This window comes from Pseudomonas sp. CK-NBRI-02 (assembly GCF_008124495.1).
Lineage (GTDB): Bacteria > Pseudomonadota > Gammaproteobacteria > Pseudomonadales > Pseudomonadaceae > Aquipseudomonas > Aquipseudomonas guariconensis.
Genome location: NZ_VSJH01000001.1, coordinates 260,424 through 286,920, shown reverse-complemented (window position 1 = coordinate 286,920; position 26,497 = coordinate 260,424). Strand labels below are relative to the sequence as shown.

22 protein-coding genes are annotated in these 26,497 nt (G+C 62.3%); 12 read left to right on the top strand and 10 right to left on the bottom strand.

Annotated elements, in window-relative coordinates; translation table 11 throughout:
- Nucleotides 1-8: 8 nt before the first annotated feature.
- Nucleotides 9-419, bottom strand: coding sequence for a large-conductance mechanosensitive channel protein MscL (gene mscL, locus DQ397_RS01345; RefSeq protein ID WP_043208423.1), 411 nt, complete (start codon nt 417-419; stop codon nt 9-11).
- Between the two features lie 175 nt (nt 420-594).
- Between mscL and radA the strand changes: the two genes are divergently transcribed.
- Nucleotides 595-1,962 (top strand): DNA repair protein RadA, encoded by a 1,368-nt coding sequence (gene radA / locus DQ397_RS01340; RefSeq protein ID WP_043208425.1) that lies wholly within the window; start codon nt 595-597, stop codon nt 1,960-1,962.
- Between the two features lie 122 nt (nt 1,963-2,084).
- On the opposite strand, the gene DQ397_RS01335 is transcribed toward radA, so the two are convergent.
- Both DQ397_RS01335 and DQ397_RS01330 read right to left on the bottom strand, forming a co-directional pair.
- Nucleotides 2,085-3,602, bottom strand: coding sequence for a nucleobase:cation symporter-2 family protein (locus tag DQ397_RS01335; RefSeq protein ID WP_043208427.1), 1,518 nt, complete (start codon nt 3,600-3,602; stop codon nt 2,085-2,087).
- A 261-nt stretch (nt 3,603-3,863) separates the two neighbouring features.
- Nucleotides 3,864-4,229, bottom strand: a complete 366-nt coding sequence (locus DQ397_RS01330; protein ID WP_043208430.1) for a PilZ domain-containing protein — start codon at nt 4,227-4,229, stop codon at nt 3,864-3,866.
- A gap of 169 nt (nt 4,230-4,398) precedes the next feature.
- Between DQ397_RS01330 and DQ397_RS01325 the strand changes: the two genes are divergently transcribed.
- The 3 genes from DQ397_RS01325 (at nt 4,399) to yjiA (ending at nt 7,851) form a co-directional block, all read left to right on the top strand.
- The gene (locus DQ397_RS01325; RefSeq protein ID WP_043208433.1) at nt 4,399-6,465 is read left to right on the top strand and encodes a carbon starvation CstA family protein; all 2,067 of its coding nucleotides are present in this window, start codon (nt 4,399-4,401) and stop codon (nt 6,463-6,465) included.
- Between the two features lie 18 nt (nt 6,466-6,483).
- The gene (locus tag DQ397_RS01320) at nt 6,484-6,681 is read left to right on the top strand and encodes a YbdD/YjiX family protein (RefSeq protein ID WP_008094130.1); all 198 of its coding nucleotides are present in this window, start codon (nt 6,484-6,486) and stop codon (nt 6,679-6,681) included.
- Between the two features lie 192 nt (nt 6,682-6,873).
- A complete protein-coding gene (gene yjiA, locus DQ397_RS01315) occupies nt 6,874-7,851 on the top strand; it encodes a GTPase (RefSeq protein ID WP_043208436.1) in 978 nt (325 codons plus the stop codon).
- A 109-nt stretch (nt 7,852-7,960) separates the two neighbouring features.
- Here yjiA and glyA read toward each other — a convergent pair whose 3' ends face one another.
- Nucleotides 7,961-9,214 (bottom strand): serine hydroxymethyltransferase, encoded by a 1,254-nt coding sequence (gene glyA / locus DQ397_RS01310; protein WP_043208438.1) that lies wholly within the window; start codon nt 9,212-9,214, stop codon nt 7,961-7,963.
- Nucleotides 9,215-9,440: 226 nt separating this feature from the next.
- A complete protein-coding gene (locus DQ397_RS01305) occupies nt 9,441-13,265 on the bottom strand; it encodes a GGDEF and EAL domain-containing protein (protein WP_043208536.1) in 3,825 nt (1,274 codons plus the stop codon).
- A 241-nt stretch (nt 13,266-13,506) separates the two neighbouring features.
- On the opposite strand from DQ397_RS01305, the gene DQ397_RS01300 reads away from it, so the two are divergent.
- The 3 genes from DQ397_RS01300 (at nt 13,507) to gdhA (ending at nt 17,463) form a co-directional block, all read left to right on the top strand.
- Nucleotides 13,507-13,911, top strand: a complete 405-nt coding sequence (locus DQ397_RS01300; RefSeq protein WP_043208440.1) for a hypothetical protein — start codon at nt 13,507-13,509, stop codon at nt 13,909-13,911.
- A gap of 251 nt (nt 13,912-14,162) precedes the next feature.
- Nucleotides 14,163-15,830, top strand: coding sequence for an energy-dependent translational throttle protein EttA (gene ettA, locus DQ397_RS01295; protein ID WP_043208442.1), 1,668 nt, complete (start codon nt 14,163-14,165; stop codon nt 15,828-15,830).
- Nucleotides 15,831-16,122: 292 nt separating this feature from the next.
- Nucleotides 16,123-17,463, top strand: coding sequence for an NADP-specific glutamate dehydrogenase (gdhA, locus tag DQ397_RS01290; protein WP_043208443.1), 1,341 nt, complete (start codon nt 16,123-16,125; stop codon nt 17,461-17,463).
- Nucleotides 17,464-17,554: 91 nt separating this feature from the next.
- On the opposite strand, the gene DQ397_RS01285 is transcribed toward gdhA, so the two are convergent.
- The 4 genes from DQ397_RS01285 to DQ397_RS01270 form a co-directional block, all read right to left on the bottom strand.
- Nucleotides 17,555-18,052 (bottom strand): GreA/GreB family elongation factor, encoded by a 498-nt coding sequence (locus tag DQ397_RS01285; protein ID WP_043208445.1) that lies wholly within the window; start codon nt 18,050-18,052, stop codon nt 17,555-17,557.
- Nucleotides 18,053-18,118: 66 nt separating this feature from the next.
- On the bottom strand, nt 18,119-18,475 hold the full coding sequence (locus DQ397_RS01280) for a hypothetical protein (RefSeq protein ID WP_043208447.1): 357 nt from the start codon (nt 18,473-18,475) through the stop codon (nt 18,119-18,121).
- A gap of 141 nt (nt 18,476-18,616) precedes the next feature.
- Nucleotides 18,617-20,470, bottom strand: a complete 1,854-nt coding sequence (locus tag DQ397_RS01275) for a DUF4105 domain-containing protein (RefSeq protein ID WP_043208449.1) — start codon at nt 20,468-20,470, stop codon at nt 18,617-18,619.
- A gap of 80 nt (nt 20,471-20,550) precedes the next feature.
- The gene (locus DQ397_RS01270) at nt 20,551-21,039 is read right to left on the bottom strand and encodes a DUF3015 domain-containing protein (RefSeq protein ID WP_043208451.1); all 489 of its coding nucleotides are present in this window, start codon (nt 21,037-21,039) and stop codon (nt 20,551-20,553) included.
- A gap of 263 nt (nt 21,040-21,302) precedes the next feature.
- Here DQ397_RS01270 and DQ397_RS01265 point away from each other — a divergent pair, with 263 nt between their 5' ends.
- The 5 genes from DQ397_RS01265 (at nt 21,303) to DQ397_RS01245 (ending at nt 26,049) form a co-directional block, all read left to right on the top strand.
- Nucleotides 21,303-23,741, top strand: coding sequence for a Lon protease family protein (locus tag DQ397_RS01265; RefSeq protein WP_043208454.1), 2,439 nt, complete (start codon nt 21,303-21,305; stop codon nt 23,739-23,741).
- A gap of 162 nt (nt 23,742-23,903) precedes the next feature.
- Nucleotides 23,904-24,242: a hypothetical protein gene (locus DQ397_RS01260; RefSeq protein ID WP_043208458.1), complete on the top strand. Its 339-nt coding sequence runs from the start codon at nt 23,904-23,906 to the stop codon at nt 24,240-24,242.
- A gap of 163 nt (nt 24,243-24,405) precedes the next feature.
- The gene (locus DQ397_RS01255) at nt 24,406-24,894 is read left to right on the top strand and encodes a TIGR00645 family protein (protein WP_043208460.1); all 489 of its coding nucleotides are present in this window, start codon (nt 24,406-24,408) and stop codon (nt 24,892-24,894) included.
- A gap of 138 nt (nt 24,895-25,032) precedes the next feature.
- Complete coding sequence (locus DQ397_RS01250) at nt 25,033-25,338, top strand: DUF6482 family protein (RefSeq protein ID WP_043208462.1); 306 nt, start codon at nt 25,033-25,035, stop codon at nt 25,336-25,338.
- Nucleotides 25,339-25,431: 93 nt separating this feature from the next.
- A complete protein-coding gene (locus tag DQ397_RS01245) occupies nt 25,432-26,049 on the top strand; it encodes an FKBP-type peptidyl-prolyl cis-trans isomerase (protein WP_043208464.1) in 618 nt (205 codons plus the stop codon).
- Nucleotides 26,050-26,145: 96 nt separating this feature from the next.
- On the opposite strand, the gene DQ397_RS01240 is transcribed toward DQ397_RS01245, so the two are convergent.
- Nucleotides 26,146-26,391, bottom strand: coding sequence for a hypothetical protein (locus tag DQ397_RS01240; RefSeq protein WP_043208467.1), 246 nt, complete (start codon nt 26,389-26,391; stop codon nt 26,146-26,148).
- Nucleotides 26,392-26,497 lie beyond the last annotated feature (106 nt).

Here is a 26,497-nt window from a genome sequence, read left to right as displayed (position 1 = left end):
CTTGCAGCTTACTGCCGGTTCTGCGCCTTGAGCAGGTCGCGGATCTCGGTCAGCAGGGTTTCCTCGGCGCTCGGCACGGGCGGTGCGCTCGGCGCCGCGGCTTCTTCGCGCTTGAGGCGGTTGATCGCCTTGACGCCCATGAAGATGGCGAAGGCAACGATCAGGAAGTCGATCACCGTCTGGATGAACTTGCCATACGCCAGCACTACCGCCGGCACGTCACCTTCGGCCGCCTTGAGGGTGACGGCCAGGTCGCTGAAGTCCACGCCGCCAATCAACAGACCCAGCGGTGGCATGACCACGTCGCCGACGAAGGACGATACGATCTTGCCAAAGGCCGCTCCGATGATGATACCGACTGCCATGTCGACGACATTTCCCTTGACCGCGAAGGCCTTGAATTCACTGAGCATGCCCATGGTTTATTCCTTGTAACAAATGGAGAGGTAATCGCAGTGTAAGCCAGCAATGCGCTTCATGCGTTGCATCGCGATTACAGACTTCGCTTAGAGCGAATAGTTTTGTCGCCTCCCGGCGCATTCGAGACACGTCCGGCTCGGCTATCATGGCGATTTTTTCCAGGAGACTGAGCCCATGGCCAAGGCCAAGCGCTTGTATGGCTGCACTGAGTGCGGCGCAACCTTTCCCAAATGGGCTGGCCAATGCGGCGAATGCGGGGCCTGGAACACACTGGTCGAGACCATGATCGAAAGCGGTGGCGCCGCGGCCCCGGCCGGGCGTACCGGCTGGGCCGGGCAGCAGGCGCAGATCAAGACCCTGGCCGAAGTCAGCGTCGAGGAGATCCCACGCTTCACCACCAGCAGCACCGAGCTTGACCGAGTGCTGGGCGGGGGCCTGGTGGATGGCTCGGTAGTGCTCATCGGCGGCGATCCGGGCATCGGCAAGTCGACCATCCTTCTGCAGACCCTGTGCAACATCGCCACCCGCATGCCGGCCCTGTACGTCACCGGGGAGGAATCCCAGCAGCAGGTAGCCATGCGTTCGCGTCGCCTGGGGTTGCCCCAGGAGCAGCTCAAGGTGATGACCGAGACTTGTATCGAGACGATCATCGCCACCGCACGGGTGGAAAAACCCCGGGTCATGGTCATCGACTCGATCCAGACCATCTTCACCGAACAGTTGCAGTCAGCCCCCGGCGGCGTGGCCCAGGTGCGCGAAAGCACGGCCTTGCTGGTGCGCTATGCCAAGCAAAGCGGTACGGCAATCTTCCTGGTGGGCCATGTCACCAAGGAAGGCTCGCTCGCCGGCCCGAGGGTGCTGGAGCACATGGTCGATACCGTGCTGTATTTCGAGGGCGAGTCCGATGGCCGACTGCGTCTGCTGCGGGCGGTGAAGAACCGCTTCGGCGCGGTCAACGAACTGGGCGTGTTCGGCATGACCGACCGTGGGCTCAAGGAGGTCTCCAACCCGTCGGCGATCTTCCTCAACCGCACCCAGGAGGAAGTTCCGGGCAGCGTGGTGATGGCGACCTGGGAGGGCACCCGGCCGATGCTGGTGGAAGTCCAGGCGCTGGTGGACGACAGCCACCTGGCCAACCCACGGCGGGTCACCCTGGGCCTGGACCAGAACCGCCTGGCCATGTTGCTGGCGGTCCTGCATCGACACGGCGGGATTCCCACCCATGACCAGGACGTGTTCCTCAACGTAGTGGGTGGGGTGAAGGTGCTGGAGACGGCTTCTGACCTGGCGTTGCTCGCGGCAGTGATGTCCAGCCTGCGCAACCGCCCGCTGGCCCATGGGCTGCTGGTGTTCGGCGAGATCGGCCTGTCTGGCGAAGTGCGTCCGGTACCCAGCGGCCAAGAGCGCCTCAAGGAGGCGGCCAAGCATGGCTTCAAGCGCGCCATCGTGCCCAAGGGCAATGCGCCGAAGGAGGCGCCGGCGGGCTTGCAGGTCATTGCCGTGACGCGCCTGGAGCAGGCGCTGGATGCATTGTTCGAGTGACATCGCGGCGGCCCTATCGCGGGTTTACCCGCGAAGAGCACACCGCGACATCGGGCCTGTTCGCAAAGAAAAAGGGGAGCCGACGATGCGCATCGGCTCCCCTCGACCACCTCGGCGGGCGATCAGTGCTCGGCTAACGCTTTGCGCCGGGGCGCCTCGTTGCCATGTTCATCGAGCTCCATCACAGGCACTTCGTTGCCGTCGGCGTCGAACAGCTTACCGTCTTTAAAGTAGTCGCCATCACGCAGGCAGGAGATGTCAGAGTACTGGATGGTGCGTTCGTAAGCGGCGGCGAATACCGACTGCTGGTCCGAGTTGCCGGTCTTGAGGTGGTTGAACAGCAGGTTCAGCAAGATCGCCATGATCGCCGCGGAGCTGATGCCGGAGTGGAAGATGGTTTCGAACCAGCTCGGGAAGTTGTGGTAGAAGGTCGGCGCAGCGATCGGGATCATGCCGAAGCCCAGGGAGGCAGCGACGATGATCAGGTTGACGTTGTTCTTGTAGCTGACTGTCGACAGGGTGCGGATGCCGCTGGCTGCCACGGTGCCGAACAATACGATGCCGGCGCCGCCCAGGACTGGGGTCGGTACCGCAGCGATGATGCGGCCCATGATTGGCAGCAGGCCCAATATCACCAGGATGACGCCACCGGTAGCCACCACATAGCGGCTCTTGACCCCGGTCACGGCTACCAGGCCGACGTTCTGGGCGAAGGCGCTCTGGGTGAAGGAGCCGAAGATCGGCGCCAGGATGCTCGAGGCCATGTCGGCGCGCAGGCCGTTGCCCAGACGCTTGGAGTCGACCTTGGTGTCGATGATCTCACCCACGGCGAGGATGTCTGCCGAGGTTTCCACCAGGGTCACCATGATCACGATGCACATCGACAGGATCGCGGCGATGTGGAAGGTCGGCATGCCGAAGTGGAACGGGGTGGGGAAGGCGAAGATCGGACCTTCGGTGACTTTGCTGAAGTCGGTCATGCCCAGCGACCAGGCAATCAGGGTGCCGATGACCATGGCCAGCAGGATCGACAGGCGCGAGATGGTCGCGCTGCCCAGCTTGCTCAGCACCAGGACGATGGCGAAGGTCAGTGCTGCCAAGCCGATGTTGGCCACGCTGCCGAACTCCGGCGAGGCACTGTTGCCGCCCATGACCCAGCGTGCGGCGACGGGCATCAGGGTCAGGCCGATGGTGGTGATGACGATGCCGGTCACCAGCGGAGGGAAGAACTTGGTAATGCGCGAGAATACCGGCGTGATCAAGAAGCCGATGAACGACGCCGCCATGACCGCACCGAGCACCCCTGGAAGACCGCCGCCATCCTGGCTGCTGAGAATGGCACCCATGGTTGCCACGCCGGCGAACGAAACCCCTTGCACCAGCGGTAGCTGACAGCCGAAGAACGGCAGGCCCAGGGTCTGCAGCAAGGTCGCCAGACCGCCTGCGAACAACGATGCGGCGATCAGGATACCGATTTCCGCAGGTGCCAGGCCTGCGGCCTGTCCGAGAATCAGGGGTACGGCAACGATGCCCCCATACATGGTCAATACGTGTTGCAGACCATAAGCCAAGTTGGCACCAAGCCCGAGATTTTCGTCTTCGGGACGTTTGGTGGGAGACGTGCTAGGGGACGTAGTCATGGAGCAGGCTCACTTGTTTATTGTTGTGCCGCTACTGTAGACAATTCTTACAAACAAATACCATATGAATTGTATACAAGATTTTGATCGGAGCACGGACGCAGGTAACCGCCACGTGCGCTACAAGTGAATGCAGGTTGTGTTCCAAAGTGTCAGAGGCGGTGCTAGAGGGGTGTGTACATCCTGTCCACCAGCCGACAGAAAGCTGTCTGGGTAGACAGGAAACACATTGGGGCTAGAACGTTAGCAGGCTAAGAGATATCAATATTCGATGAGTTCGCGCAGCTCGCGCATCATTTCGGTGCCGTCTGCCACGTTCAGCTCCACAAGACGGTGCAAATGCGTCATCGAGTCGATATCGATATACAGGCAGACGAAGCCCAGGCGGGTGGGTTCTTCGTGGCGCAATTCGACCTGCATGCTCACGTGATTTTTCGGGTCGAGGTGGATGATGGCGTCGAAATCCTGGGTCAGATCCGCATCCCAGGGTTCTGGCCTTTCGATCAACAGGCCCTTCAGCGAGAGATCGAGCAGCTTTACCGGCCAGCGTTTGAGGCCCTGGCGCAGTTCGGTGGGGGCGTCGAAATCTATGCGCAGGAAACGGCGGCGTTCGTCGTGTTCGCTCATGGGGCAGGCCCTCCGGGGGTACTTCCTGACTATAGTTGATTGTGTATGTCCTACCGGTACCTGAATCGGGCCGCAAAGGCTCTAGACCAAAGCAAGTGTGGCAATGCGCGATGACACGCCCTAGACTCGATGGGCGGTCTTTTTCCAATCCACCAGCTGGAAGTAAACCATGAACAACAATAATAGCCTGCTACGCCACATTCCGTGGCTGGCGCTGGCAGTCATAGGAGCCTGCGCGCTGGGTGTGGTCGCCCTGCGTCGCGGCGAGGCGATCAACGCCTTGTGGATCGTGGTCGCGGCAGTGGCCATCTACCTGGTCGCCTATCGCTACTACAGCCTGTTCATCGCCACCAAGGTGATGCAACTCGATCCCCGTCGGGCCACACCGGCGGTGCTCAACAACGATGGCCTGGACTACGTCCCGACCAACAAACACATTCTCTTCGGTCACCACTTCGCGGCCATTGCCGGCGCAGGCCCCTTGGTCGGTCCGGTGCTTGCCGCGCAGATGGGCTACCTGCCCGGCACGCTCTGGCTGATTGCAGGCGTCGTGCTGGCAGGTGCGGTCCAGGACTTCATGATCCTGTTCCTGTCCACTCGCCGTAACGGCCGGTCCCTTGGGGACATGGTCCGTGAGGAAATGGGCCGCATCCCCGGCACCATCGCCCTGTTCGGCTGCTTCCTGATCATGATCATCATCCTTGCGGTGCTGGCGCTGATCGTGGTCAAGGCCCTGGCCGAGAGCCCATGGGGCATGTTCACGGTGATGGCGACCATCCCGATCGCGATGTTCATGGGCGTTTACATGCGCTACATCCGTCCGGGACGCATCGGCGAGATCTCGATCATCGGCGTGGTACTGCTCTTGCTGTCGATCTGGCTGGGGGGCCAGGTGGCGGCCGATCCGGTCTGGGGCCCGGCGTTCACCTTCACCGGCGTGCAGATCACCTGGATGCTGGTCGGTTATGGTTTCGTGGCTGCCGTGCTGCCGGTATGGCTGGTGCTGGCGCCGCGTGACTACCTGTCGACTTTCCTCAAGATCGGCACCATCGTGGGCCTGGCCATCGGTATCCTGATCATCGCGCCGGAACTGAAGATGCCGGCCCTGACCCAGTTCACCGACGGTACCGGCCCTGTCTGGAAGGGCACCCTGTTCCCGTTCCTGTTCATCACCATTGCCTGTGGCGCGGTGTCCGGCTTCCATGCGCTGATCTCTTCGGGGACTACGCCCAAGCTGCTGGACAACGAAGTCAACGCTCGCTACATCGGCTACGGCGGCATGCTGATGGAGTCGTTCGTCGCCATCATGGCCATGGTCGCCGCCTCGGTGATCGAGCCGGGTGTGTACTTCGCCATGAACAGTCCGGCTGCGGTAGTCGGTGCCGACGTTGCGTCGGTCGCCCAGACCGTCAGCAGTTGGGGCTTCCTGATCACTCCCGAGCAGCTCGAGGCCACCGCCCGTGACATCGGCGAGCACACTGTCCTGGCCCGTGCCGGTGGTGCGCCGACCCTGGCGGTGGGGATCGCCCAGATCCTGCACCAGGTGTTGCCGGGCGATAACACCATGGCGTTCTGGTACCACTTCGCGATCCTGTTCGAGGCGCTGTTCATCCTCACCGCGGTGGACGCCGGTACCCGTGCCGGTCGCTTCATGCTGCAGGACCTGCTGGGCAGCTTCGTTCCAGCCCTCAAGCGTACCGACTCGTGGGGTGCCAACCTGGTGGGTACCGCAGGCTGCGTGGCCTTGTGGGGCTATCTGCTGTACCAAGGGGTGATCGATCCGCTCGGTGGTATCAACACCTTGTGGCCGCTGTTCGGCATTTCCAACCAGATGCTGGCCGGTATCGCCCTGATGCTCGGCACCGTGGTGCTGATCAAGATGAAGCGCCAGCAGTACGTCTGGGTCACCCTGCTGCCGGCGGCCTGGCTGCTGATCTGCACCACCGCCGCGGGCCTGATCAAGCTGTTCGATCCGAACCCGGCAGTGGGCTTCCTGGCCCTGGCCAACAAGTACAGCGTTGCGCTGGACGCAGGCCAGGTGCTGGCGCCGGCCAAGGACATTGGCCAGATGCAGCACGTGATCTACAACGCCTACACCAACGCGGGCCTGACCGTGTTGTTCCTGGTGGTGGTGTTCAGCGTGCTGATCTTCGCGATCAAGGTCGGCATCGCCGCCCTGGGCCGCAAGGAGCGCAGCGACAAGGAAACTCCGTTCCAGGCCTTGCCTGACGCGTAACCGAAGAGGAATGCAGTGATGTTCAACGACCTGGGGCGACTGGGTAAGTACCTAGGGCAGGCAGCCCGCCTGATGGTCGGCATGCCTGACTACGACAACTATGTCGAGCACATGCAGACCAAGCACCCGGACAAACCGGTGATGAGCTACGAGGCGTTCTTCCGTGAGCGTCAGGAGGCCCGTTACGGTGGCAAGTCCGGCCCCAAGTGCTGTTGATGCAACCCTTGGGAGGTCGGCTCCGGCCTCCCATTGAACATCACGCCCCTCATTGAGTAGCAGAACCTGTGGGAGCGGGTTTACCCGCGAAAACGTCGGTGAGTTCACTGGCGCATTCGCAGGCAAGCCCGCTCCCACAGGTTTATTGCTTGAGGCCTCGCGCAATTCTTATCAGCTTCAGGAGACGACCGCGTGCAAACGCCTATTCCCGTGACGGTGCTGACCGGCTTTCTCGGCGCCGGCAAGACCACCCTGCTCAAGCACATGCTCAAGGCCGAACATGGCATGAAGATCGCTGTGATCGAAAACGAGTTCAGTGAAGCCGGCATCGACAGCCAGCTGCTTGGTGACGAGCCGGTACAGGTCATGACCCTGGCCAACGGCTGCGTGTGCTGCACCATCCACACCGACCTGACCAAGGCTCTGTACTTGTTGCTTGAGCGCCTGGATGCCGGCGAGATCGCTTTCGACCGCCTGGTGATCGAATGCACGGGGCTGGCTGACCCGGCTCCGGTGGCGCAGACCTTCTTCATCGACGAAGACCTGCGCGAGCGCTACCTGCTGGACGGCATCATCACCCTGGTCGATGCCGCGCACGCCGAGGTGCACCTCACCCAGGCCATCGCGCAGGCCCAGGTCGGTTTCGCCGACCGCCTGCTACTGAGCAAGACCGACCTGGTCGAGCCTGAGAGCGTGAAAGCTTTGGAGCAGCGCCTGTCCCGCATCAACGGCCGTGCCGCGGTCCGCGTGGTCGAGCATGGCCGCATCGATTTGGCCGAGTTGCTGGATGTGCGCGGCTTCAACCTCAATACCGACCTGGGCGCCAACCTAAAGCCCGCATTGCGCCCGGTGCTCAAGCCCGCGACCCCGGATCGTATTTCGACCCTCGTGCTGCGTACCGACACCCCGCTGGACATCGACCGCCTCAGCGACTTCATGAACGAGCTGCTGGAAAGCCATGGCAAGCAATTGCTGCGTTACAAAGGCGTGCTGAACATCGCCGGTGAGGACCGCCGTCTGGTGTTCCAGGGCGTGCTCAAGCTGTATGGCTTCGACTGGGACGCCGAGTGGGCCGAGGGCGAGAAGCGGGAAAGCGTGATGGTGTTCATTGCCGATGAGCTGCCGGAAGAGAAGATCCGGGCGGGGTTCGAGGCGTTGAGCCAAGGCTAGCAACTGAGCCCGCAACTGATCGCTGGGCAAGCCGAAAGCATCGCCCGTCTTACGCACAATGAAAAAGCCCGGCACAAGGCCGGGCTTTTTTACATCAGTCGATTGCCGATCAGTTGCCGTACACCGGCAGCTTCTTGCAGATGGCCTTGACCTTCTCGCGAACGGCGTCGATCACCGCTTCGTTGTTCAGGTCGGCGAGGATGTCGCAGATCCAGCCGGCCAGCTCGCGGCACTCAGCTTCCTTGAAGCCACGGGTGGTGACGGCTGGGGTGCCGAAACGCAGGCCCGAGGTGACGAACGGGGAGCGTGGGTCGTTCGGGACCGAGTTCTTGTTGACGGTGATGAAGGCCTTGCCAAGGGCGGCGTCGGCGTCCTTACCGGAGATGTCCTGCTTGATCAGCGACAGCAGGAACAGGTGGTTCTGGGTGCCGCCGGAAACGACGTCGAAGCCACGTTCGATGAACACGCTGGCCATGGCCTGGGCGTTCTTCACGACCTGCTGTTGGTAAGCCTTGAACTCAGGCTGCAGTGCCTCCTTGAAGCAGATCGCCTTGGCAGCGATGACGTGCTCCAGCGGGCCGCCCTGGGCGCCTGGGAAGACAGCCGAGTTGAGCTTCTTCTCGATTTCTTCGTTCTTGCGAGCGAGGATCAGGCCGCCGCGTGGACCGCGCAGGGTCTTGTGGGTGGTGGTGGTGACCACGTCGGCGAACGGAACAGGGTTCGGGTAGACGCCAGCGGCGACCAGGCCGGCAACGTGGGCCATGTCGACGAACAGGTAGGCACCGACCTTGTCGGCGATGGCGCGGAAGCGGGCGAAGTCCAGGACCTGCGAGTAGGCCGAGAAGCCCGCGACGATCATCTTCGGCTTGTGCTCGACCGCCAGGCGCTCGACTTCGTCGTAGTCGATCAGGCCGTTGCTGTCGATGCCGTACTGGATGGCGTTGTACAGCTTGCCGGAGGAGCTCACGGCGGCGCCGTGGGTCAGGTGGCCACCGTGGGCCAGGCTCATGCCCAGGATGGTGTCACCGGCCGACAGCAGGGCCAGGTAGACGGCTGCGTTGGCCTGGGAGCCGGCGTGCGGCTGGACGTTGGCGTAGTCGGCGCCGAACAGCTGCTTGGCACGGTCGATGGCCAGTTGCTCGACGACGTCGACGTACTCGCAGCCACCGTAGTAGCGCTTGCCTGGATAGCCTTCGGCGTACTTGTTGGTCAGTACCGAGCCCTGGGCTTCCATGACGGCGGGGCTTGTGTAGTTTTCCGAAGCGATCAGCTCGATGTGCTCTTCCTGGCGCAGAGCTTCTTGCTGCATGGCTTCGAAGAGCTCGGCGTCGTACTTGGCAATGGTCAAATCACGGCTGAACATGGCGGTCCTCAAGGATCGGGCTGAATTGGGTGGGCATTCTAACCGATTGATTCGCCACTGGCATATGAAGTGGTGTCACGTAGCAGACCAATGGGGTTCATGTTGCAACCCGCGCCCTGACTGGGCTGCGCACCTGTGCAGGTTGACTCGAAAGTCCGGTTTTGCCTTCGGCTGGCCTGGGGCGGTCAAGCGACGCTTTTGTGGGTAAACCTGCGAACCGCCTCGCTCACTGGAACACGAACAACGTCTCGTGGCTGAACTGCGCCTCGAACTGGTGAGCTGGCATGGGGCGGCCGAACAGGTAGCCCTGCACTTCGTCGCAGTCGTGCTCACGCAGGAACTCCAACTGCTCGTGAGTCTCGACCCCCTCGGCGATGACCGCCAGGTTCAAGCTGTGGGCCATGGCGATGATCGCCCGGGCGATCTGGGCGTCCTGCTCGCCTTCCGGCAGGCCATCGACGAAGGTGCGGTCGATCTTCAGCACGTCGATGGGGAACTGCTTCAGGTAGTTGAGCGACGAATAGCCGGTGCCGAAGTCGTCGACCGCGATGCTCAGGCCGAGGTTCTTCAGGCTGTCGAGAATCTGCATGGCCTCGCTGACCTCGCGCATCAGGATACTTTCGGTCAGTTCCAGCTCCAGGCATGCCGGGGGCAGTCCGGTCTCCTCGAGGATGGTGGCGATGCGCGTACCCAACTGGCCATCGGAGAACTGCCGCGCCGAGATGTTCACCGACACCTTCGGCACCCGCAGCTTGGCTTTGTGCCAAGCCTTGAGCTGGCGGCTGGCTTCTCGCAGCACCCAGTCGCCGACGTCCACCACCAGGCCCAGCTCCTCGATGACCGGAATGAAGTCGCCCGGTGGAACCAGGCCTCGGCGCGGGTGACGCCAGCGCAGCAAGGCCTCGGCTCCGGTCAGGCGTTTGCCGTCTCCGCTGAATTGCGGCTGGTAGTAGAGGATGAACTCGTTCTGCTCCAGGGCATGGCGCAGATCGCTTTCCAGCTCCAGGCGCTCCAGGGCGCTGGCGTTCATGTCGGCCTGGTAGAACTGGAAGTTGTTCTTGCCGCGCTCCTTGGCGTGGTACATCGCGGTGTCGGCGTTCTTCATCAACTGGCTCAGTTCACCGCCATCCTGCGGGCTGAGAGCGATGCCGATACTGGCAGTGACGAAGAACTCGCGGTTTTCCAGGACGAACGGGCGCACCAGGCTGCCGAGGATGTTCTCGGCCACGTGAATAGCGCGGTTCAGGGCCATCTCGCGGCTGGCCTTGGGTTGCAGCAGCAGCGTGAACTCATCGCCGCCCATGCGCGCAACGGTATCGTCATCGTCGACGCAAGCCAGCAGGCGCTGGGCCATGTCCTTGAGCATGCGATCGCCCGCGGCGTGGCCGAGGGAGTCGTTGATCGGCTTGAAACGGTCCAGGTCCAGGAACATCAACACCACCCAGGACTTGTGGCGCTCGGCCTGTTGCAACGCGGTGAACAGGCGATCCTGGAACAGGGTCCGGTTGGGCAGGTGGGTCAGGGCATCGTAGTAGGCCAGGCGGTGGATGCGCTGTTCACTGGCCTTGCGCTCGCTGATGTCGGTGAAGAAGCACACATAGCTGGCCAGGTCGCCCTCGTCGTCGAGCACGGCGGTAATGCCGACCCAGGCCGGGTAGTGCTCGCCGTTGCGACGCTTGAGCCAGACTTCGCCTTCCCAGCTACCGCGCTGATGCAGTTGCTTGACCACATAGCGCAGGTGCGCCTCTTGCTGGGCGTCGACCGTGAGCATGCCGGGCAGTTGATCGAGCACCTCGCTGACCGCATAGCCGCTGACCCGGCTGAATGCTTCGTTGGCTTGCACGATGTAGCCGGCAGGGTCGGTGATGAGGATGGCCGAGGTGGAATGCTCGAATACCGTCGCGGCCATGCGCAGGTCTTTTTCGGCGCGGCGCTGCTGGCTGATGTCACGCCCGACACCGAGCACACCTTCGAAGTGTTCGTGCTCGTCCCAGACCAGCACCAGGCGCAGCTCGATGGGAATCTTGCGGCCATCGGCGCGCAGACAGTCGAACAGGAACAACTGAGTGGGCAGCTGGCTGCGCAGTTGGGCGAGCTGCTGGCTGTCGTGCAATGCCTTGCTGACCCGCTCGAGCAGGGTGTAGACGCCCGTGAGTTGGGCCGGGTTGGCGACGATCGATTGCCAGCCGTGCTCGAAGATCCAGTCGGCCTGATAGCCCAGCACCGCCTGCACCGACGGGCTGACATAGTTCAGTTGCAACTGGCTGTCGGTGGAGAAGATCACATCGCTGATGCTTTCTGCCAGCATGCGGTAGCGCTGCTCGCTGTCGCGCAGCGATTCACTGGCTTCGATCTGCACCGTGACGTCCTTGCCCACCCCGATGATGCGTGTCACTTGGCCATTGGCCTCGCGGGTCAGGACCTGCTCGCGGATTTCGTAGCAGCGCCAGCCGCCGTCACGGTGGCGGAAGCGCAGTTGGCAATGCAGGGTCTGGCCGTGACCGGTCTCACGCTGCTGCTGGCGTAGCGTTTCGTAGTGTTCGGCATCCTCCGGATGCAGCAGCAGTTCCCAGAAGCGGTCCCCCATCTGTGCAAGTTCGGCGCGGTCGTAGCCCAGGGTCTGGCCGAGGTGGCGATTGCTGAAGATGATCCGTTGGCTATGCACATCCTGCACGTACAACTGGTCGGGAACGGTGCGCACCACGTCCGACCAAAAGCTCTCACGTTCGAGCAGGGACAGCTCGACCTGTTTGCGGCGGGTGATGTCGCTGATGCTCAGGATCACTGCCTGGTAGTCCCGGCGCTGCTGGGGCAGGCGGGCCATCAGCCAAAGGTGCAACTCGCCACTGGTGGACGTGGGCAGGCGCACTTCCAGTTCCAGCAGGCTGCGTTGTTCGATCAGCGCATCGATCAGTTGCATGCCGACGCTTTCACGGCCATCGCCGCTACCGTCGATCAGGCGCTGCCAGGCCCCCTCGTGGCAATGCACGTTGAGCAGCTGGCGTGCGACTTCGTTGATTTCGGTGATCTTCAGCTCTTGCAGCAGCGAGCGGCGCAAATTGGCATCCAGGGCCAGGCTCTGCTTGAGGGCGGCATGGTTGCGCAGGTGGTAACGGTCGAGCTGACCAGGCAGGCTGGACAGATCGAGCACGCACAATGCCACGCCAGTGCCTTCGAAGATTTCCTGGTAGCGACGGCGGTCCTCTTGCAGCGCCCGATGGCGGCGACGCATGTTGATCAGGGCCAGCACCGGCAGCAGGGCGCAGAACAGCACCAGCAAGCACTTTCCGATCAGGGGAGGGAGCAGATCGGCACGTGCCTGCTCGGCGTCGAACAGACCGCGCAGTTGCCAGGCACTGTTGTCGATGAAAGCCAGCATCACGCTTTGTAGCGGCTCGCTAGGCGGCGGTACTGCTCCGTGCCGCTCCAGAACCGTGCCGCTGCGGCTGTTTTCCAGCAGCCACAGGAGGTGGCTCGTGCCGTTTAGGTGTTCGGACAGTTGCTGGTAGTAGCGAGGGGCGAGCCGCAACAACCAGTAGCCGCGGTCGTCTGGCTGGCGCAGCAGCAGGTAGATCTGGTTATTGTCTGCAGTGTTGCTGAAGAAGTACGGGCGGCCTTGACTCAATTGCAGCAGCTCGTCAATCGATTGACGGTCCGGGCTGCCGACCAGACTGTCGGCCACCACCCTGCCGCTGTCGTCCAGCCAGGCCAGCTGTTGCAGGTTGGGAAGCCGGTCACGAACCGCGTGCAGCACCGAAGGCAGTGCCGAAGGTGTCGGGGCGTTGACGTAAGGTTGCAGAATGTTCCCGGCCTGTTCGGCCTTCAGGGCCATGCTCAGGCTCAAGTGATCGGCCAGCTGGGCGCTCGCTGCCAAGCTCTGGCGGTGCAGGTCGTTTTGGGTATGGCGGTATTGCGAGAACAGTTGCCACAGGAGCAACGCCAGCAGGACCAGGGCCAACAAGGCCAGGGCGCCTTTGAGCGAGCCACGCGGATTGCCAGCCGAGGCAGCTTCAGCAGGGCGCAGGGAGGGCGGTTGAGTGAGATTGGTCAAGCGTTGATCCTGCGATTGGGCTGGCGATGGCAGGGGCTGAACATGCATGGGGCGTGCCTGGGCATATCGCCGGGCGCACTATTATAGAGTGGCGCATCAAGCCGACTAGCATGCCTTGAATTATGGCAAAGTGCCACTCTTCTGTCCCCTGCCGATGGTCGACATCCTGTTCGGCAAGACCCTTCAAGCTGTGCGAGAATGCGCGCCGCTTCATAGTCAACGCTTCTGGAGATGTACGGTTTTGGTTACTCACTATTCCACCAATGGCCTCGATTCCGCCTGTGGGCGCAGCAGTCAGACCCTGGTCAGCACTGCCGTGACCGACGACGTATCCTGCAAGTCCTGCCAGCGTTCGCTGGCAAAGCCAGATGCTGCCAACGCGGCGGTGCGCAAGAGCCCTTCGCTGGCTGAGCTGCGCAAGTCGGCCAAGGCGACCGTCGAGCCGGTTGTCGAGTCGGTTGCCGTGGCTGTGCCTTCGGCAAGACCTGCCGCCAAACCGGGTGCCCAGCCAGCCGCCAAGCAAGGTGCGAGCAAGCCGGCACGCACCGGTGGTTTCAGCGTCAAGGCCGCCTGGGCTGCGCGCCTGGCCGAGCAGAACGACCGTTGCCGTCTGCCACGCGGCAAGGCCAAACAAGCTCACGTCTAAGCTTGCCTGGCCGCAGGCTGCGCCCCTCGGTCGCGGCTTCAAGGCCGCTCCCTCCGGCACAGCCCGTGTACGGATGGGAACGGCCTCGCCAGAGCACTGGCCCTTCAATGCACCCATTCGACGCCCCGCCATCTGTGAAACGCCACGACTTGGCGTAGAATGGCCCACTTTGTTCAACGACACCCCGTAAACACATCCCCCTGGCCCATGCCGGGGTCGTTGTCTTTACCTTTCTGATAGAGGGCTTGGTTTTGGCTCAATACGTCTACACCATGCATCGGCTGAGCAAGGTCGTGCCGCCGAAGCGGGAAATCCTGAAGAACATTTCCCTGTCGTTCTTCCCCGGCGCGAAGATCGGTGTGCTCGGCCTCAACGGCGCGGGCAAGTCGACCCTGCTGCGCATCATGGCCGGCGTCGACAAGGAGTTCGACGGCGAAGCCCGTCCGATGCCGGACATCAATGTCGGCTACCTGCCCCAGGAGCCGCAGCTGGACGCGAGCAAGACCGTCCGCGAGGTCGTCGAGGAAGCGGTGAGCGTGATCAAGGATGCCCAGGCACGCCTGGACGAGGTCTACGCCGCTTACGCCGAGCCGGATGCCGACTTCGACAAGCTGGCTGCCGAGCAGGCCAAGCTCGAAGCGATCCTGCAGGCCTCCGACGGCCACAACCTGGAGCGCCAGCTGGAAGTCGCCGCCGACGCCCTGCGTCTGCCGCCATGGGACGCCAAGATCGAGCACCTGTCCGGTGGTGAGAAGCGCCGTGTGGCCCTGTGCCGCCTGCTGCTGTCGGCCCCCGACATGCTGCTGTTGGACGAACCGACCAACCACCTGGATGCCGACTCGGTGGCTTGGCTGGAGCACTTCCTGCACGACTTCCCCGGGACCGTGGTGGCGATCACCCACGACCGTTACTTCCTGGACAACGTTGCAGGCTGGATTCTCGAACTGGACCGTGGCGCCGGTATTCCGTACGAAGGCAACTACTCGGGCTGGCTGGAAGCCAAGTCGGCGCGCCTGGAGCAGGAATCCAAGCAGCAGAGCGCCCACGAACGCGCCATGAAGGAAGAACTGGAGTGGGTGCGCAAAGGCGCCAAGGCCCGCCAGTCCAAGTCCAAGGCTCGTCTGGCACGCTTCGAAGAGATGCAGTCCCAAGAGTTCCAGAAGCGCAGCGAGACCAACGAGATCTACATCCCGGCCGGTCCGCGCCTGGGCGACAAAGTCATCGAGTTCAAGAACGTCACCAAGGGCTACGGCGACCGCGTGCTGATCGACAACCTGTCGTTCTCCATGCCCAAGGGCGCCATCGTCGGTGTGATCGGTGGTAACGGTGCCGGTAAGTCGACCCTGTTCCGCATGCTGATGGGCAAGGAGCAGCCGGACTCGGGCAGCATCGAGATCGGTGAGACCGTGCAACTGGCCTGCGTCGACCAGAGCCGCGAGGACCTGGACGGCAGCAAGACCGTGTTCCAGCAGATTTCCGACGGCTCGGACGTGATCCGTATCGGCAACTACGAAATCCCGTCGCGTACCTACGTTGGCCGTTTCAACTTCAAAGGCGGCGACCAGCAGAAATTCGTGAAGGATCTGTCCGGCGGTGAGCGTGGCCGTCTGCACCTGGCCCTGACCTTGAAGGAGGGTGGCAACGTCCTGCTGCTCGACGAACCGTCCAACGACCTCGACGTCGAAACCCTGCGTTCGTTGGAGGAAGCCTTGCTGGACTTCCCGGGCGCCGCGATCGTGATCTCCCACGACCGTTGGTTCCTGGACCGTGTGGCCACTCATATCCTGGCCTATGAGGACGACTCGAACGTGGTGTTCTTCGAGGGCAACTACACCGAGTACGAAGCCGACCGCAAGAAGCGCCTGGGCGATGCCGCTGCCCAACCGCACCGGGTACGGCACAAGAAGCTGGCCCAGTAAGCCGGCAAGCGCTGCACAAGAATGGGGCCCTCAGGGGCCCCATTTTTGTGCCTGGCGCGTAACGGCGCTGCGCATGAGCGCGGCAGTCGAAGAGGGCCTTTTATTGAGGTTGGGCGCGATGGCAAACCGCTCTTGAACTCACCGATTGGCAACGTGTTGTTTGTATACAGTTATAGAAATTGCACCAGAAAATTTCAAAAAAACGACATGCCGCCCTGTTCCGGTGCGATTGGTTCTTGGTAAAGTCTCGGAAAAAACCAATAAGTCCAATCCTCTTGGTGAGATGTCTACCATGATCGAATCCGTCGACGATTTCCTGGCCCGCCTGAAGCAGCGCGACCCGGCCCAGCCTGAATTCCACCAGGCCGTGGAAGAAGTTTTGCGCAGCCTGTGGCCTTTCCTCGAAGCCAACCCCCGCTACCTCAAGGCCGGTATTCTCGAACGGATGGTCGAGCCCGAGCGTGCAGTACTGTTCCGCGTTTCGTGGGTCGACGACCAAGGCAAGGTGCAAGTCAACCGCGGTTACCGCATCCAGATGAGTAGCGCTATCGGCCCTTACAAAGGCGGCCTGCGTTTCCACCCATCGGTCAACTTGGGGGTGCTCAAGTTCCTGGCCTTCGAGCAGGTATTCAAGAATTCACTGACCTCGCTGCCCATGGGCGGCGGCAAGGGGGGCTCGGACTTCGATCCGAAAGGCAAGAGCGATGCCGAAGTCATGCGCTTCTGCCAGGCCTTCATGAGCGAGCTGTATCGTCACATCGGCGCCGACCTGGACGTGCCGGCCGGTGACATCGGGGTCGGCGCCCGTGAGATCGGCTACCTGTTCGGCCAGTACAAGCGCCTGGCCAACCAGTTCACCTCGGTACTGACCGGCAAGGGCATGACCTACGGTGGCAGCCTGATCCGCCCAGAAGCCACTGGCTACGGTTGTGTGTACTTCGCCGAAGAAATGCTCAAACGCCGCGATCTGCGTATCGATGGCCGTCGTGTGGCGATCTCCGGTTCGGGCAACGTGGCGCAGTACGCCGCGCGCAAGGTCATGGACCTGGGCGGCAAGGTCATTTCGCTGTCGGACTCCGAGGGCACCCTGTTCTGCGAAGCCGGCCTGACCGACGAGCAGTGGGATGCGCTGATGGAGCTCAAGAACGTCAAGCGCGGCCGCATCAGCGAGATGGCCAGCCTGTACGGTCTGGAGTTCCGCAAAGGCCAGACGCCTTGGAGTCTGCCATGCGACATCGCGCTGCCATGCGCCACCCAGAACGAACTCAACGCCGAAGATGCCCGCACCCTGCTGCAAAACGGCTGCATCTGCGTGGCCGAGGGCGCCAACATGCCGACCACCCTCGAGGCGGTGGATATCTTCCTGGAAGCGGGCATCCTCTATGCGCCGGGCAAAGCCTCCAACGCAGGTGGCGTGGCGGTTTCGGGCCTGGAAATGTCGCAGAACGCCATGCGCCTGCTATGGACTGCCGGTGAGGTGGACAGCAAGCTGCACAACATCATGCAGTCGATCCATCACGCTTGCGTGCACTACGGCGAAGAGGCCGATGGCACCATCAACTACGTCAAGGGCGCCAACATCGCCGGCTTCGTCAAGGTCGCCGATGCCATGCTGGCCCAGGGTGTGGTTTAAAAGCCATCACCGACCCTTTCGCGGGTAAACCTGCTCCGACAAGGATTCAGCTTGTAGGAGCGGGTCGCCCGAGAAAAGGGCGTACGCTGTTTCAGGGCTCGCCTTCGATGCTGACGACCTCGATCGACTGATCCCCCGCCGGTCGTCGCCACAGCACTTCATCCCCGGGCCCCGCACCCAGCAGCGCACGGCCCAACGGTGAGCCCCAGTTGACCAGGCCACGCGTAGCGTCGGCCTGGTCTTCCCCCACCAGTTGCACGGTGTGTTGCTGGTCATTTTCGTCGACGAAGGTCACCCGGCTGCCAATCTGCACTTTTTCGGTGGAATGGGCAGCAGGCACGACTTGGGCGCTTTGCACCCGCGCAGAGAAATACCGTAAATCCCGTTCGCTGTCGGCCAGGCGCTGCTTGTCGGCGCGCTCGCCCTGGGCCATGAGCTCGTTGCGCAGTGCGTTGAGCTCGGCCACACGCTGCTGCAGCTGGGCGAGCCCGCTGGCGGTGACGTAGTTGGGCTGGTCGCTGACCCGTCGCTCCACCGGTTGGCTGGCCTGGGCAGCGGCCTGATCCTCGTTGACAAATGCTCGACTCATGAAAGCCTCCTTGTGCAGGAGACCATGGTGGCAGCGTGCGGGTTTCAACGGTTGTCCGTTTGCGACTCATTGGCGGCGATAGGCGCGCGCGGCGTCGCGGTCTTTTTCCTGCTGCCATTGCCGGTCGCGCTCATCCCAATAGCGTTCGCGATACTGGCGTAGATCTTCGTTGGACTGCATTGCATTGCACTGGCGAAAACCGTCGTCCCAACCGGTTTCGTACTGGCGCTCGTGCAGATACCGCGCCACGTTCTTGCGAAAGCCCCCGACCATCAGCCCGGCTGCCTGGCGACCGCTGCTGCAGCCGTCCTCGAAACCATCGGCATAGGCGGGCGGATAGCCTTGGTCGATCATGTGCTGGTGGGCTGACTGGCAGCCGGTGAGCGACAACGTTATCCACAACCCGACCCCACACCAACGCATGACCACATATCCTCTGACCGATACGGGAAAGTCTAGGCGGCGATTTGTCGGTGGGGCGTCAAAACCGTGTCAATGACTCGCACAGCGATCCTGTTTGCTGAGGTGTCAGCGGGTGAACCCGCTAACACGGACAGGGGCGACTCAGTAGTGGTACCACTTCAACTCCAGCATCACCTCGTTCTGCGCCGTCGCCAGCTGGCTGAACTGGCGGCTGGCACTTAACCTCAACCCGAGGTTCTGGCTGATTTCCCACTGCTGGTTGAGGCTCAGCGTACGGCGTACCTCGCCATTGGTGAAGTAGTCGCCCTTGGCTTCCAGGGTCAGATTGCCCAGGCCGTTGCGCCACAACAGCCCGCCGTTGAAACCTGCCGCCGGGGCGATGAACTGGGCAAAGTCGTTGTGGTGCTCGATCCGCGCGGTGCCCAGGGCGAAGCCCAAGAGGCCGTCGGCCAGCTGCCAGGTGGCACCGGCGCCACCGTTGACATGACTGACCAGGACCTCGTCATCATGCTTGCCCGGCACCCGCTCGAGCCCTCCCGCTACCTGCCAGGACCAGGGCTGGAGCAGTTCGTTGCGTGGTGTCAGGGAACGGATGGTCGCAAGGTCCAGGCGTTGCACCTGCCAGTCGTTGTTTTCGTACTGGCGCAGCTTGAGCTGCAGGATCTCGATCTGCGCGCCCAGCGGGAAACCGTAGGCATTGTCGTTGAGGTCATGGTAGGCCATGCGCAGGCCGTATTCGGCGTAGGCGCGGTCGTCGCGGGTGCCGACGCCCAGTTGCCAGGTGCGTGACTGATGGCCGTCCTCGGGCAAGCCCGGCCGCTCGATTGCCAGTGGCGGTGGCGGGTTGCGGTTGATCGCCTGCAACAGTTCGAAGCTGCGCCGGGCCTGGGCCGGGTCGCGGACCTGGCCATTGGCGCGGTAACGCTCCAATCGGTAGGCGGCGTCCTGCACGAGGGCCTGGCGTTCGCGGGGCAGGGCGGTGAAGGCGGGAGCCTTTAGTTCTGCGGTATCGGCACTGACGGCCAGCACCTGCTGCTTTTCGTCGTGATCCAGTGATTCGGCGCGGGCCAGCAGTTCACGCTCGCGGGAGGGGCGGTAATGGACGCTGGCGACCAACCCGGACTGCTTGACCGCCTTGACCGTGTCGGTGGGGATGGCGGTCAGCGGGAACTGCGAGGTGAGGTCCAGGCTGGGGCGGGCCACCTGCAACAACTCCAGCAGGCGGTAGGAGCAGTTCTCATCGAAGAAGAAGTAATCGAACTGGATCTGCTTGAGTTCCCATACATGTTCGACCATGCGTCCGGTCTCTTCGGGTGTCAGGTCCAGCTGGTATTCCCACAGGTCGCGATTTTCCAGGCTGCGGTACTCGGAGAGTTTTTCCTGGTAGGGCATCAGGGCGAACAGGCCGGGATAACCGCCCATCAGCCCCTTCCAGGCATAGAGAATGCTGTTGTCGCTGCCTTCGATATAAGCACCGAAGTTGATCGCGTAGCTCAGCAGCGTGGTGTCGTCGCTGCGGGTATTGGACTGGTCGATGCGCAGCAAGGTATGGCCGAACATCGACGAAGGGCTGTTCAGGTAGGCCGCCGGAAACACCAGCACGGCGCTGTGCGGGTCGATGGATTTGTACCAGGTGGCGAATTCCTGGCAGTTCGGTTGAGGCAAGTCCGTGAGCTGCAGTTGCTCACGCAGCCAGCGGGTGCGCGCAGGGAAGACGCATTGGGCATGTTTGTCACCCAGGCTGGCCGGGGCATACAGCGCTTGGACCGTGGCCTCGAGCTCCTGATCGGGATGATGGGCGCCATCGGGGGCCAGGAAGAACGCGTCATCGTCCACATAGCTGCGCCAGCCACCGAGCTTGGCCGTCTCGTAGTGGCCCAGGGCAATCCAGTAAGGGGTCGAGGCCAGTTGTTGGACTCGCGCCTGATCGAGCTGTGGCGCGGCATGAAGTGGAGCACTGGCGACCAGCGCCAGGGAAGCGAGGCGTTTGAGCATATCGGGCAACTACGTCTGGATGATGCCGAAGGTAAAAGTGACCGAACCCGCCCCGAAACCGGGGCGGGAAAGGGCAGGCCTCAAGCCTCGGTGGCGTATTTGGCCAGGCGTGGATCGCTCTTGAGAACAGCGAGCGTGTTGCTGTGCACGGTCTCGGCAGTGACGTCGGCGCTGCTGAAGATTTCACTGAAGTGCTGGTGGGTGACAGCGGCGAAATGCGCGCGGTCTTCAGGTGCCACACCAAGAACCACGGCATAGGTGGTCAGGGCTTCGCCCTGGCCCTGGGCCATGTCCTCGGAGAGCTCGTTCATCATGCCGTTCATGGCGAACCAGGACTTGCCGCCATAAGTGAGCGCTGCCTTGGTCGAGCAGCCGTTGGTACCAGAGGTCATGCCGAAGGTCGCGTTGCCGGAAGTGCCGTTGGTGGTGGAAGCCAGGAAGTGGGCCGGTGTACCGCGCTGGCCCTCGAACAGCAAGTTGCCCCAGCCGCAGTTCGGGCCGCCCGGCGCTTCCGCCATGGCATTGATCGAAACAGCGGCGAACAGAGTACCCAGAAGAATCCGTTTCATAGCTTTGTTCTCTTTTTCGGTTTCAGTAGACGTACCAATGGTCAGGGTTCTGGCAACGCGGTTGCCAGGTCGGGAAAGCAAATACGCCCACCCGCGCAGGTTGGAGTTTAGGCACGATCCAAAGGTTGCGTTATTTATTGCGAAAAATTGCTTGCGCATTCGCATTGGCTGGGCTGCGACATAAAGTCCCGCCAAGCCTTGCAAGCAGCGCGCGGGCAGCGCCAGAATGCCTTTCATCCGCCCCGCCGAAGTAAGGAAACCCCATGCCCGATTCTGTCGCCTCGCGCCTGCGTCTCGCGCCCGAAGCCCTGACCCGGCGTTTCTCCGCTGAGCAGTTTGCCTTTTCCACCACCGACGATCTGGAGCCGTTTCGAGGGGTCCTGGGCCAGGAGCGTGCCGTAGAGGCCCTGCAGTTCGGCGTGGCCATGCCGCGCCCAGGCTACAACGTGTATGTCATGGGCGAGCCGGGCACCGGCCGCTTCTCGTTCGTCAAGCGTTACCTCAAGGCTGAGGGCAAACGCCAGCAGACGCCGTCTGACTGGGTCTACGTCAACAACTTCGACGACACCCGCGAGCCACGGGCACTGGAGCTGCCGGCTGGCAGCGCCAACGAATTCATCACCGACATGAACGGCCTGATCGACAACCTGCTGGCCACGTTCCCGGCAGTGTTCGAGCATCCGTCCTACCAACAGAAGAAAGGCGCGATCGACCGGGCCTTCAACCAGCGCTACGACCGTGCCCTGGATGTGATCGAGCGGGCGTCTTTGGAAAAGGACGTGGCCCTGTACCGCGACGCCAGCAACGTCGCCTTCACGCCGATGGCCGATGGCAAGGCCCTGGACGAGGCCGAGTTCGCTCAACTGCCCGAGGAGGTGCGCGAGCAGTTCCACGAGGACATCGCCGCACTCGAGGAGCGTCTCAACGAGGAGCTGGCCAGCCTGCCTCAGTGGAAGCGCGAATCGAACAACCAGTTGCGTCAACTCAATGAAGAAACCATCACCCTGGCCCTTCAGCCACTGCTGGCGCCGCTGTCTGAAAAATACGCAGAGAATGCGGCCGTCTGCGCCTACCTGCAGTCCATGCAATTGAACCTGCTGCGTACCGTGGTGGAGCAACTGGTCGACGACAGCAAGACCGATGCCGTGGCGCGCAAGATGCTCGAAGAGCAATACGCCCCGAGCCTGGTGGTCGGTCATCACGTCAGCGGCGGAGCGCCGATGGTGTTCGAGCCGCACCCGACCTACGACAACCTGTTCGGCCGAATCGAGTACAGCACCGACCAGGGCGCGCTCTACACCTCCTATCGCCAGCTGCGCCCGGGTGCGCTGCACCGGGCCAATGGTGGCTTCCTGATCCTCGAAGCGGAGAAGATGCTCGGCGAGCCGTTCGTCTGGGACGCCCTCAAGCGCGCCCTGCAATCGCGCAAGCTGAAGATGGAATCGCCGCTGGGCGAACTGGGGCGGGTCGCCAGCGTGACCCTCACGCCGCAGATGATCCCGCTCACCATCAAATTGGTCATCATCGGTTCTCGCCAGCTGTACTACGCGCTGCAGGACCATGACTCGGACTTCCAGGAGATGTTCCGGGTGCTGGTGGACTTCGACGAAGACATGCCGATGGTCGACGAGAACCTCGAGCAGTTCGCCCAGTTGCTGCGCACCCGCACCAACGAGGAAGGCATGGCCCCGCTGACCAGCGATGCCGTGGCCCGGCTGGCCACCTACAGCGCCCGTCTTGCAGAGAACCAGTCGCGCCTGTCGGCGCGTATCGGTGACCTGTTCCAGTTGGTCAGTGAGGCGGACTTCATCCGTCAGTTGGCCAGCGAGGACATGACCGATGCCGGGCACATCGAACGCGCCCTCAAGGCCAAGGCCACACGCACCGGGCGAGTGTCGCAGCGAGTGCTCGACGACATGCTCGCCGGCATCATCCTGATCGACACCGAGGGTGCCGCCATCGGCAAGTGCAACGGCTTGACCGTGCTCGAGGTCGGGGATTCGGCGTTCGGCATGCCGGCGCGGATCTCCGCGACTGTCTACCCGGGCGGCAGCGGCATCGTCGATATCGAACGTGAGGTCAACCTAGGCCAGCCGATTCACTCCAAAGGCGTGATGATCCTCACCGGTTATCTGGGGAGCCGCTATGCCCAGGAGTTCCCGCTGGCGATCTCGGCGAGCATCGCGCTGGAGCAGTCCTATGGATATGTGGACGGGGACAGCGCATCGCTCGGCGAAGTCTGTACCTTGATCTCGGCCTTGTCCCGCACCCCGCTCAAGCAGTGCTTCGCCATCACCGGTTCGATCAACCAGTTCGGTGAAGTGCAGGCGGTGGGAGGGGTCAACGAGAAGATCGAAGGCTTCTTCCGTCTCTGTGAGGCACGCGGGCTGACCGGTGAGCAAGGCGTGATCATTCCGCGCGCCAACGTCGCTACGCTGATGCTCGATGAGCGGGTGGTTCAGGCGGTCGAGGCCGGACGGTTCCACGTCTATGCCGTCAGCCAGGCCGACGAGGCCCTGAGCCTGCTGGTGGGCGAGGAGGCGGGGGCACCTGACGAGAAGGGCCAATTCCCTGAAGGCAGCGTCAATGCGCGGGTGGTCGAGCGCTTGCGTGTGATTGCCGAGATGATCAGCGAGGAAGACATCAAGGAAGCCGAGAAAGAGCGCATGGAGGAGGTCGTGGCCCAAGCGAATCCCGCTTGAGTCAATAAACCGGCGCTGGAGGCAAATGGCTACCGTTCAGCGCCGGTTTTCCATCTTTTTTTGTGGGTCTTCTATGCTGGAACTTAGGACGGCATCAGCGTTCAGGATGGAAACAGCCTGAAGTTTTCGGGCTGAACAAGGCTTCACAGAGGGGACGCCGCCATGCGCAACCTCAGCCTCACCCGCCAGTGCCTGGGCCTGGTGACGCGTATCGAATGCAGTATCCGTCCGCTGGCCGGCGACACCGGGATGTGGACCTTGCTCTTCGCTGCCGGGATGGAGGGAGAGCAACCTTCGGCCATCAAGGCTCAAGGACCATTCCATGGTCCACTGGTCGCCGAGTCGGTGCTCAATGCCATTGTCGACAGCCTGACCTTGCATGGTTATCAGGTCGCTGACGACCCGCAGATCTGGTGCCTGCACCTGCAAGCGCAGTTGCGGCGGATCAATGGCGAGCGCTGTCGCAACCTGGGGGATTATCAGTTCCATCCCGAGACCTGATTGCTCGGCAGTCGTTGCGTTCGGCTGCCTGGAGCATGGGGCGCCGCCTCCACCGGTGGAGGCGGTTAACCCGCGACGCTCTGGGCTCCAGGCTTTTGCTGTCCCGGAGGGGTAGCTATACTCGCGCTCGCTTTTTCGCCATCTGACGAGTCTCTATCTCCCCATGGAACGTATCCTTGAAAATGCGATGTATGCCTCGCGCTGGCTGCTCGCTCCGATCTATTTCGGCCTGTCCCTGGGCCTGCTGGCCCTGGCGCTGAAGTTCTTCCAGGAAGTCATCCACGTCCTGCCGAATGTCTTCGCGCTGAGCGAAGCCGACCTGATTCTGGTGATCCTGTCGCTGATCGACATGTCGCTGGTCGGAGGCCTGCTGGTGATGGTGATGATCTCTGGCTACGAAAACTTCGTCTCGCAGTTGGACATCGACGACAACAAGGAGAAGCTCAACTGGCTGGGCAAGATGGATTCTTCTTCGCTGAAGATGAAAGTCGCGGCCTCCATCGTGGCGATCTCCTCGATCCATCTGCTGCGGGTATTCATGGATGCCCAGAACATCTCCACCGACTATCTGATGTGGTATGTGATCATCCACATGACCTTCGTGGTCTCGGCGTTCGTCATGGGTTACCTGGACAAGCTCACCAAGCACTGATCGACGCTGTTGCCGAGCATCTAGCCGCCGCCCGTCCGTTGCCAAACGGACGGGCGGTTGCGCTCATGGCTTGTGATTTTTCAACGGGTGTACAAAAAATGAGCAGTCATGCGTGGTTCCCACTTGTGAGGTGCTCTCATGAACCTGCATCAGCTCAATGTCGAAGCCAGGGCTGGCCATGTCGAGGAACTCAATCTGATCGCCATCGAAGGCGGTGATTATCTGCTCGAGGCCCGGATCCAGGGCCATGCCCACCCACTGGCAGATGGTCGTGGCGAACGGTTGCGGGTGCATTCGGTGGAGGATGCGCGGCAGCTGCTCAACGCTCTGCCGATGTTGTCGATGAACCTGGTGCACTGGTCGGTCCAGGACGAAATGTGCGGAATGGGTTCGCACCCGGAGGAGGACTTGAAAGTGCCGATCTCCCAGCGTTCGGCCTGGTAGCCCTGATAGCTGAATCACTGCGCCGCTGTGTGCTAGGCTTCTCGCCCTTTTTCATGCAGGGCGGATTTCCTTCGCCCTCAAGCGGAGAGTGAAATGTCCGAACTGAACCTGAGCACCGACGAAACGCGCGTCAGCTATGGCATTGGCCGTCAGCTGGGCGGCCAACTGCGTGACAACCCGCCGCCAGGCGTGAGCCTGGAAGCCATCCTGGCTGGCCTGACCGATGCGTTCAACGGTGCCGAGAGCCGAGTCAGCGAAGCCGACCTGTCGGCCAGCTTCAAGGTCATCCGTGAAGTGATGCAAGCCGAAGCGGCTGCCAAGGCCGAAGCTGCTGCTGCCGCTGGCAAGCAGTTCCTGGTCGAGAATGCCAAGCGTGACGGCATCGTCACCCTGGCGTCGGGCCTGCAGTACGAAGTCCTGACCGCAGGCGAAGGCGCCAAGCCGACTCGCGAAGACAACGTGCGTACCCACTATCACGGCACCCTGATCGACGGCACTGTGTTCGACAGCTCCTACGATCGTGGCCAGCCGGCCGAATTCCCGGTCGGTGGTGTCATCGCGGGCTGGACCGAGGCGCTGCAACTGATGAATGCCGGCAGCAAATGGCGTCTGTACGTGCCGAGCGAGCTGGCCTATGGCGCCCAGGGCGTCGGCAGCATCCCGCCGCACAGCGTACTGGTGTTCGACGTCGAGCTGCTCGACGTTCTGTAATGCCGTCGGGGCCGCATTGCGGCCCAGTCGCGGGCAAGCCCGCTCCCGCAGGTGCCGTGCATTCAGCGCGTGCGGGAGTTGGCCAAGCCTGTGGCATCAGTTCCACTCTGTTCCCCCGGGGCGCAATGCCCGTGCATAGCAATACAGAAACAGATTTCGCACCAACTCCTTGAGCACTCCCGGCTCGCTTGAATTCAGGCCATTGAGGTCCAGGTCGCCTTGGTCGCGCAGCTCATCGAGCGCGTCTTGCTCGAGCACGGCACAGACTTCGCCTGTTTCGCGATGCAGAATGCGCAGGTAGGGGTGAGGCCGGTCGAGCCAGGCATCGATCAGATAGGTCATGGCTGTTCTCCTTGGAATGGGTTCCAATGAGAATAATTCTTATTATCAGAATAGCAAGACCCTATTGGAAGTTTTCTTCCGGGCGGGGTAGGGACTTCTCGCAGAC

Bases quoted from the DNA above. Each gene is read 5' to 3' on its own strand.
- mscL (WP_043208423.1), bottom strand. From the start codon at position 419: ATGGGCATGCTCAGTGAATTCAAGGCCTTCGCGGTCAAGGGAAATGTC.
- radA (WP_043208425.1), top strand. From the start codon at position 595: ATGGCCAAGGCCAAGCGCTTGTATGGCTGCACTGAGTGCGGCGCAACC.
- DQ397_RS01335 (WP_043208427.1), bottom strand. From the start codon at position 3,602: ATGACTACGTCCCCTAGCACGTCTCCCACCAAACGTCCCGAAGACGAA.
- DQ397_RS01330 (WP_043208430.1), bottom strand. From the start codon at position 4,229: ATGAGCGAACACGACGAACGCCGCCGTTTCCTGCGCATAGATTTCGAC.
- DQ397_RS01325 (WP_043208433.1), top strand. From the start codon at position 4,399: ATGAACAACAATAATAGCCTGCTACGCCACATTCCGTGGCTGGCGCTG.
- DQ397_RS01320 (WP_008094130.1), top strand. From the start codon at position 6,484: ATGTTCAACGACCTGGGGCGACTGGGTAAGTACCTAGGGCAGGCAGCC.
- glyA (WP_043208438.1), bottom strand. From the start codon at position 9,214: ATGTTCAGCCGTGATTTGACCATTGCCAAGTACGACGCCGAGCTCTTC.
- gdhA (WP_043208443.1), top strand. From the start codon at position 16,123: ATGATCGAATCCGTCGACGATTTCCTGGCCCGCCTGAAGCAGCGCGAC.
- DQ397_RS01285 (WP_043208445.1), bottom strand. From the start codon at position 18,052: ATGAGTCGAGCATTTGTCAACGAGGATCAGGCCGCTGCCCAGGCCAGC.
- DQ397_RS01280 (WP_043208447.1), bottom strand. From the start codon at position 18,475: ATGCGTTGGTGTGGGGTCGGGTTGTGGATAACGTTGTCGCTCACCGGC.
- DQ397_RS01275 (WP_043208449.1), bottom strand. From the start codon at position 20,470: ATGCTCAAACGCCTCGCTTCCCTGGCGCTGGTCGCCAGTGCTCCACTT.
- DQ397_RS01270 (WP_043208451.1), bottom strand. From the start codon at position 21,039: ATGAAACGGATTCTTCTGGGTACTCTGTTCGCCGCTGTTTCGATCAAT.
- DQ397_RS01265 (WP_043208454.1), top strand. From the start codon at position 21,303: ATGCCCGATTCTGTCGCCTCGCGCCTGCGTCTCGCGCCCGAAGCCCTG.
- DQ397_RS01260 (WP_043208458.1), top strand. From the start codon at position 23,904: ATGCGCAACCTCAGCCTCACCCGCCAGTGCCTGGGCCTGGTGACGCGT.
- DQ397_RS01255 (WP_043208460.1), top strand. From the start codon at position 24,406: ATGGAACGTATCCTTGAAAATGCGATGTATGCCTCGCGCTGGCTGCTC.
- DQ397_RS01250 (WP_043208462.1), top strand. From the start codon at position 25,033: ATGAACCTGCATCAGCTCAATGTCGAAGCCAGGGCTGGCCATGTCGAG.
- DQ397_RS01245 (WP_043208464.1), top strand. From the start codon at position 25,432: ATGTCCGAACTGAACCTGAGCACCGACGAAACGCGCGTCAGCTATGGC.
- DQ397_RS01240 (WP_043208467.1), bottom strand. From the start codon at position 26,391: ATGACCTATCTGATCGATGCCTGGCTCGACCGGCCTCACCCCTACCTG.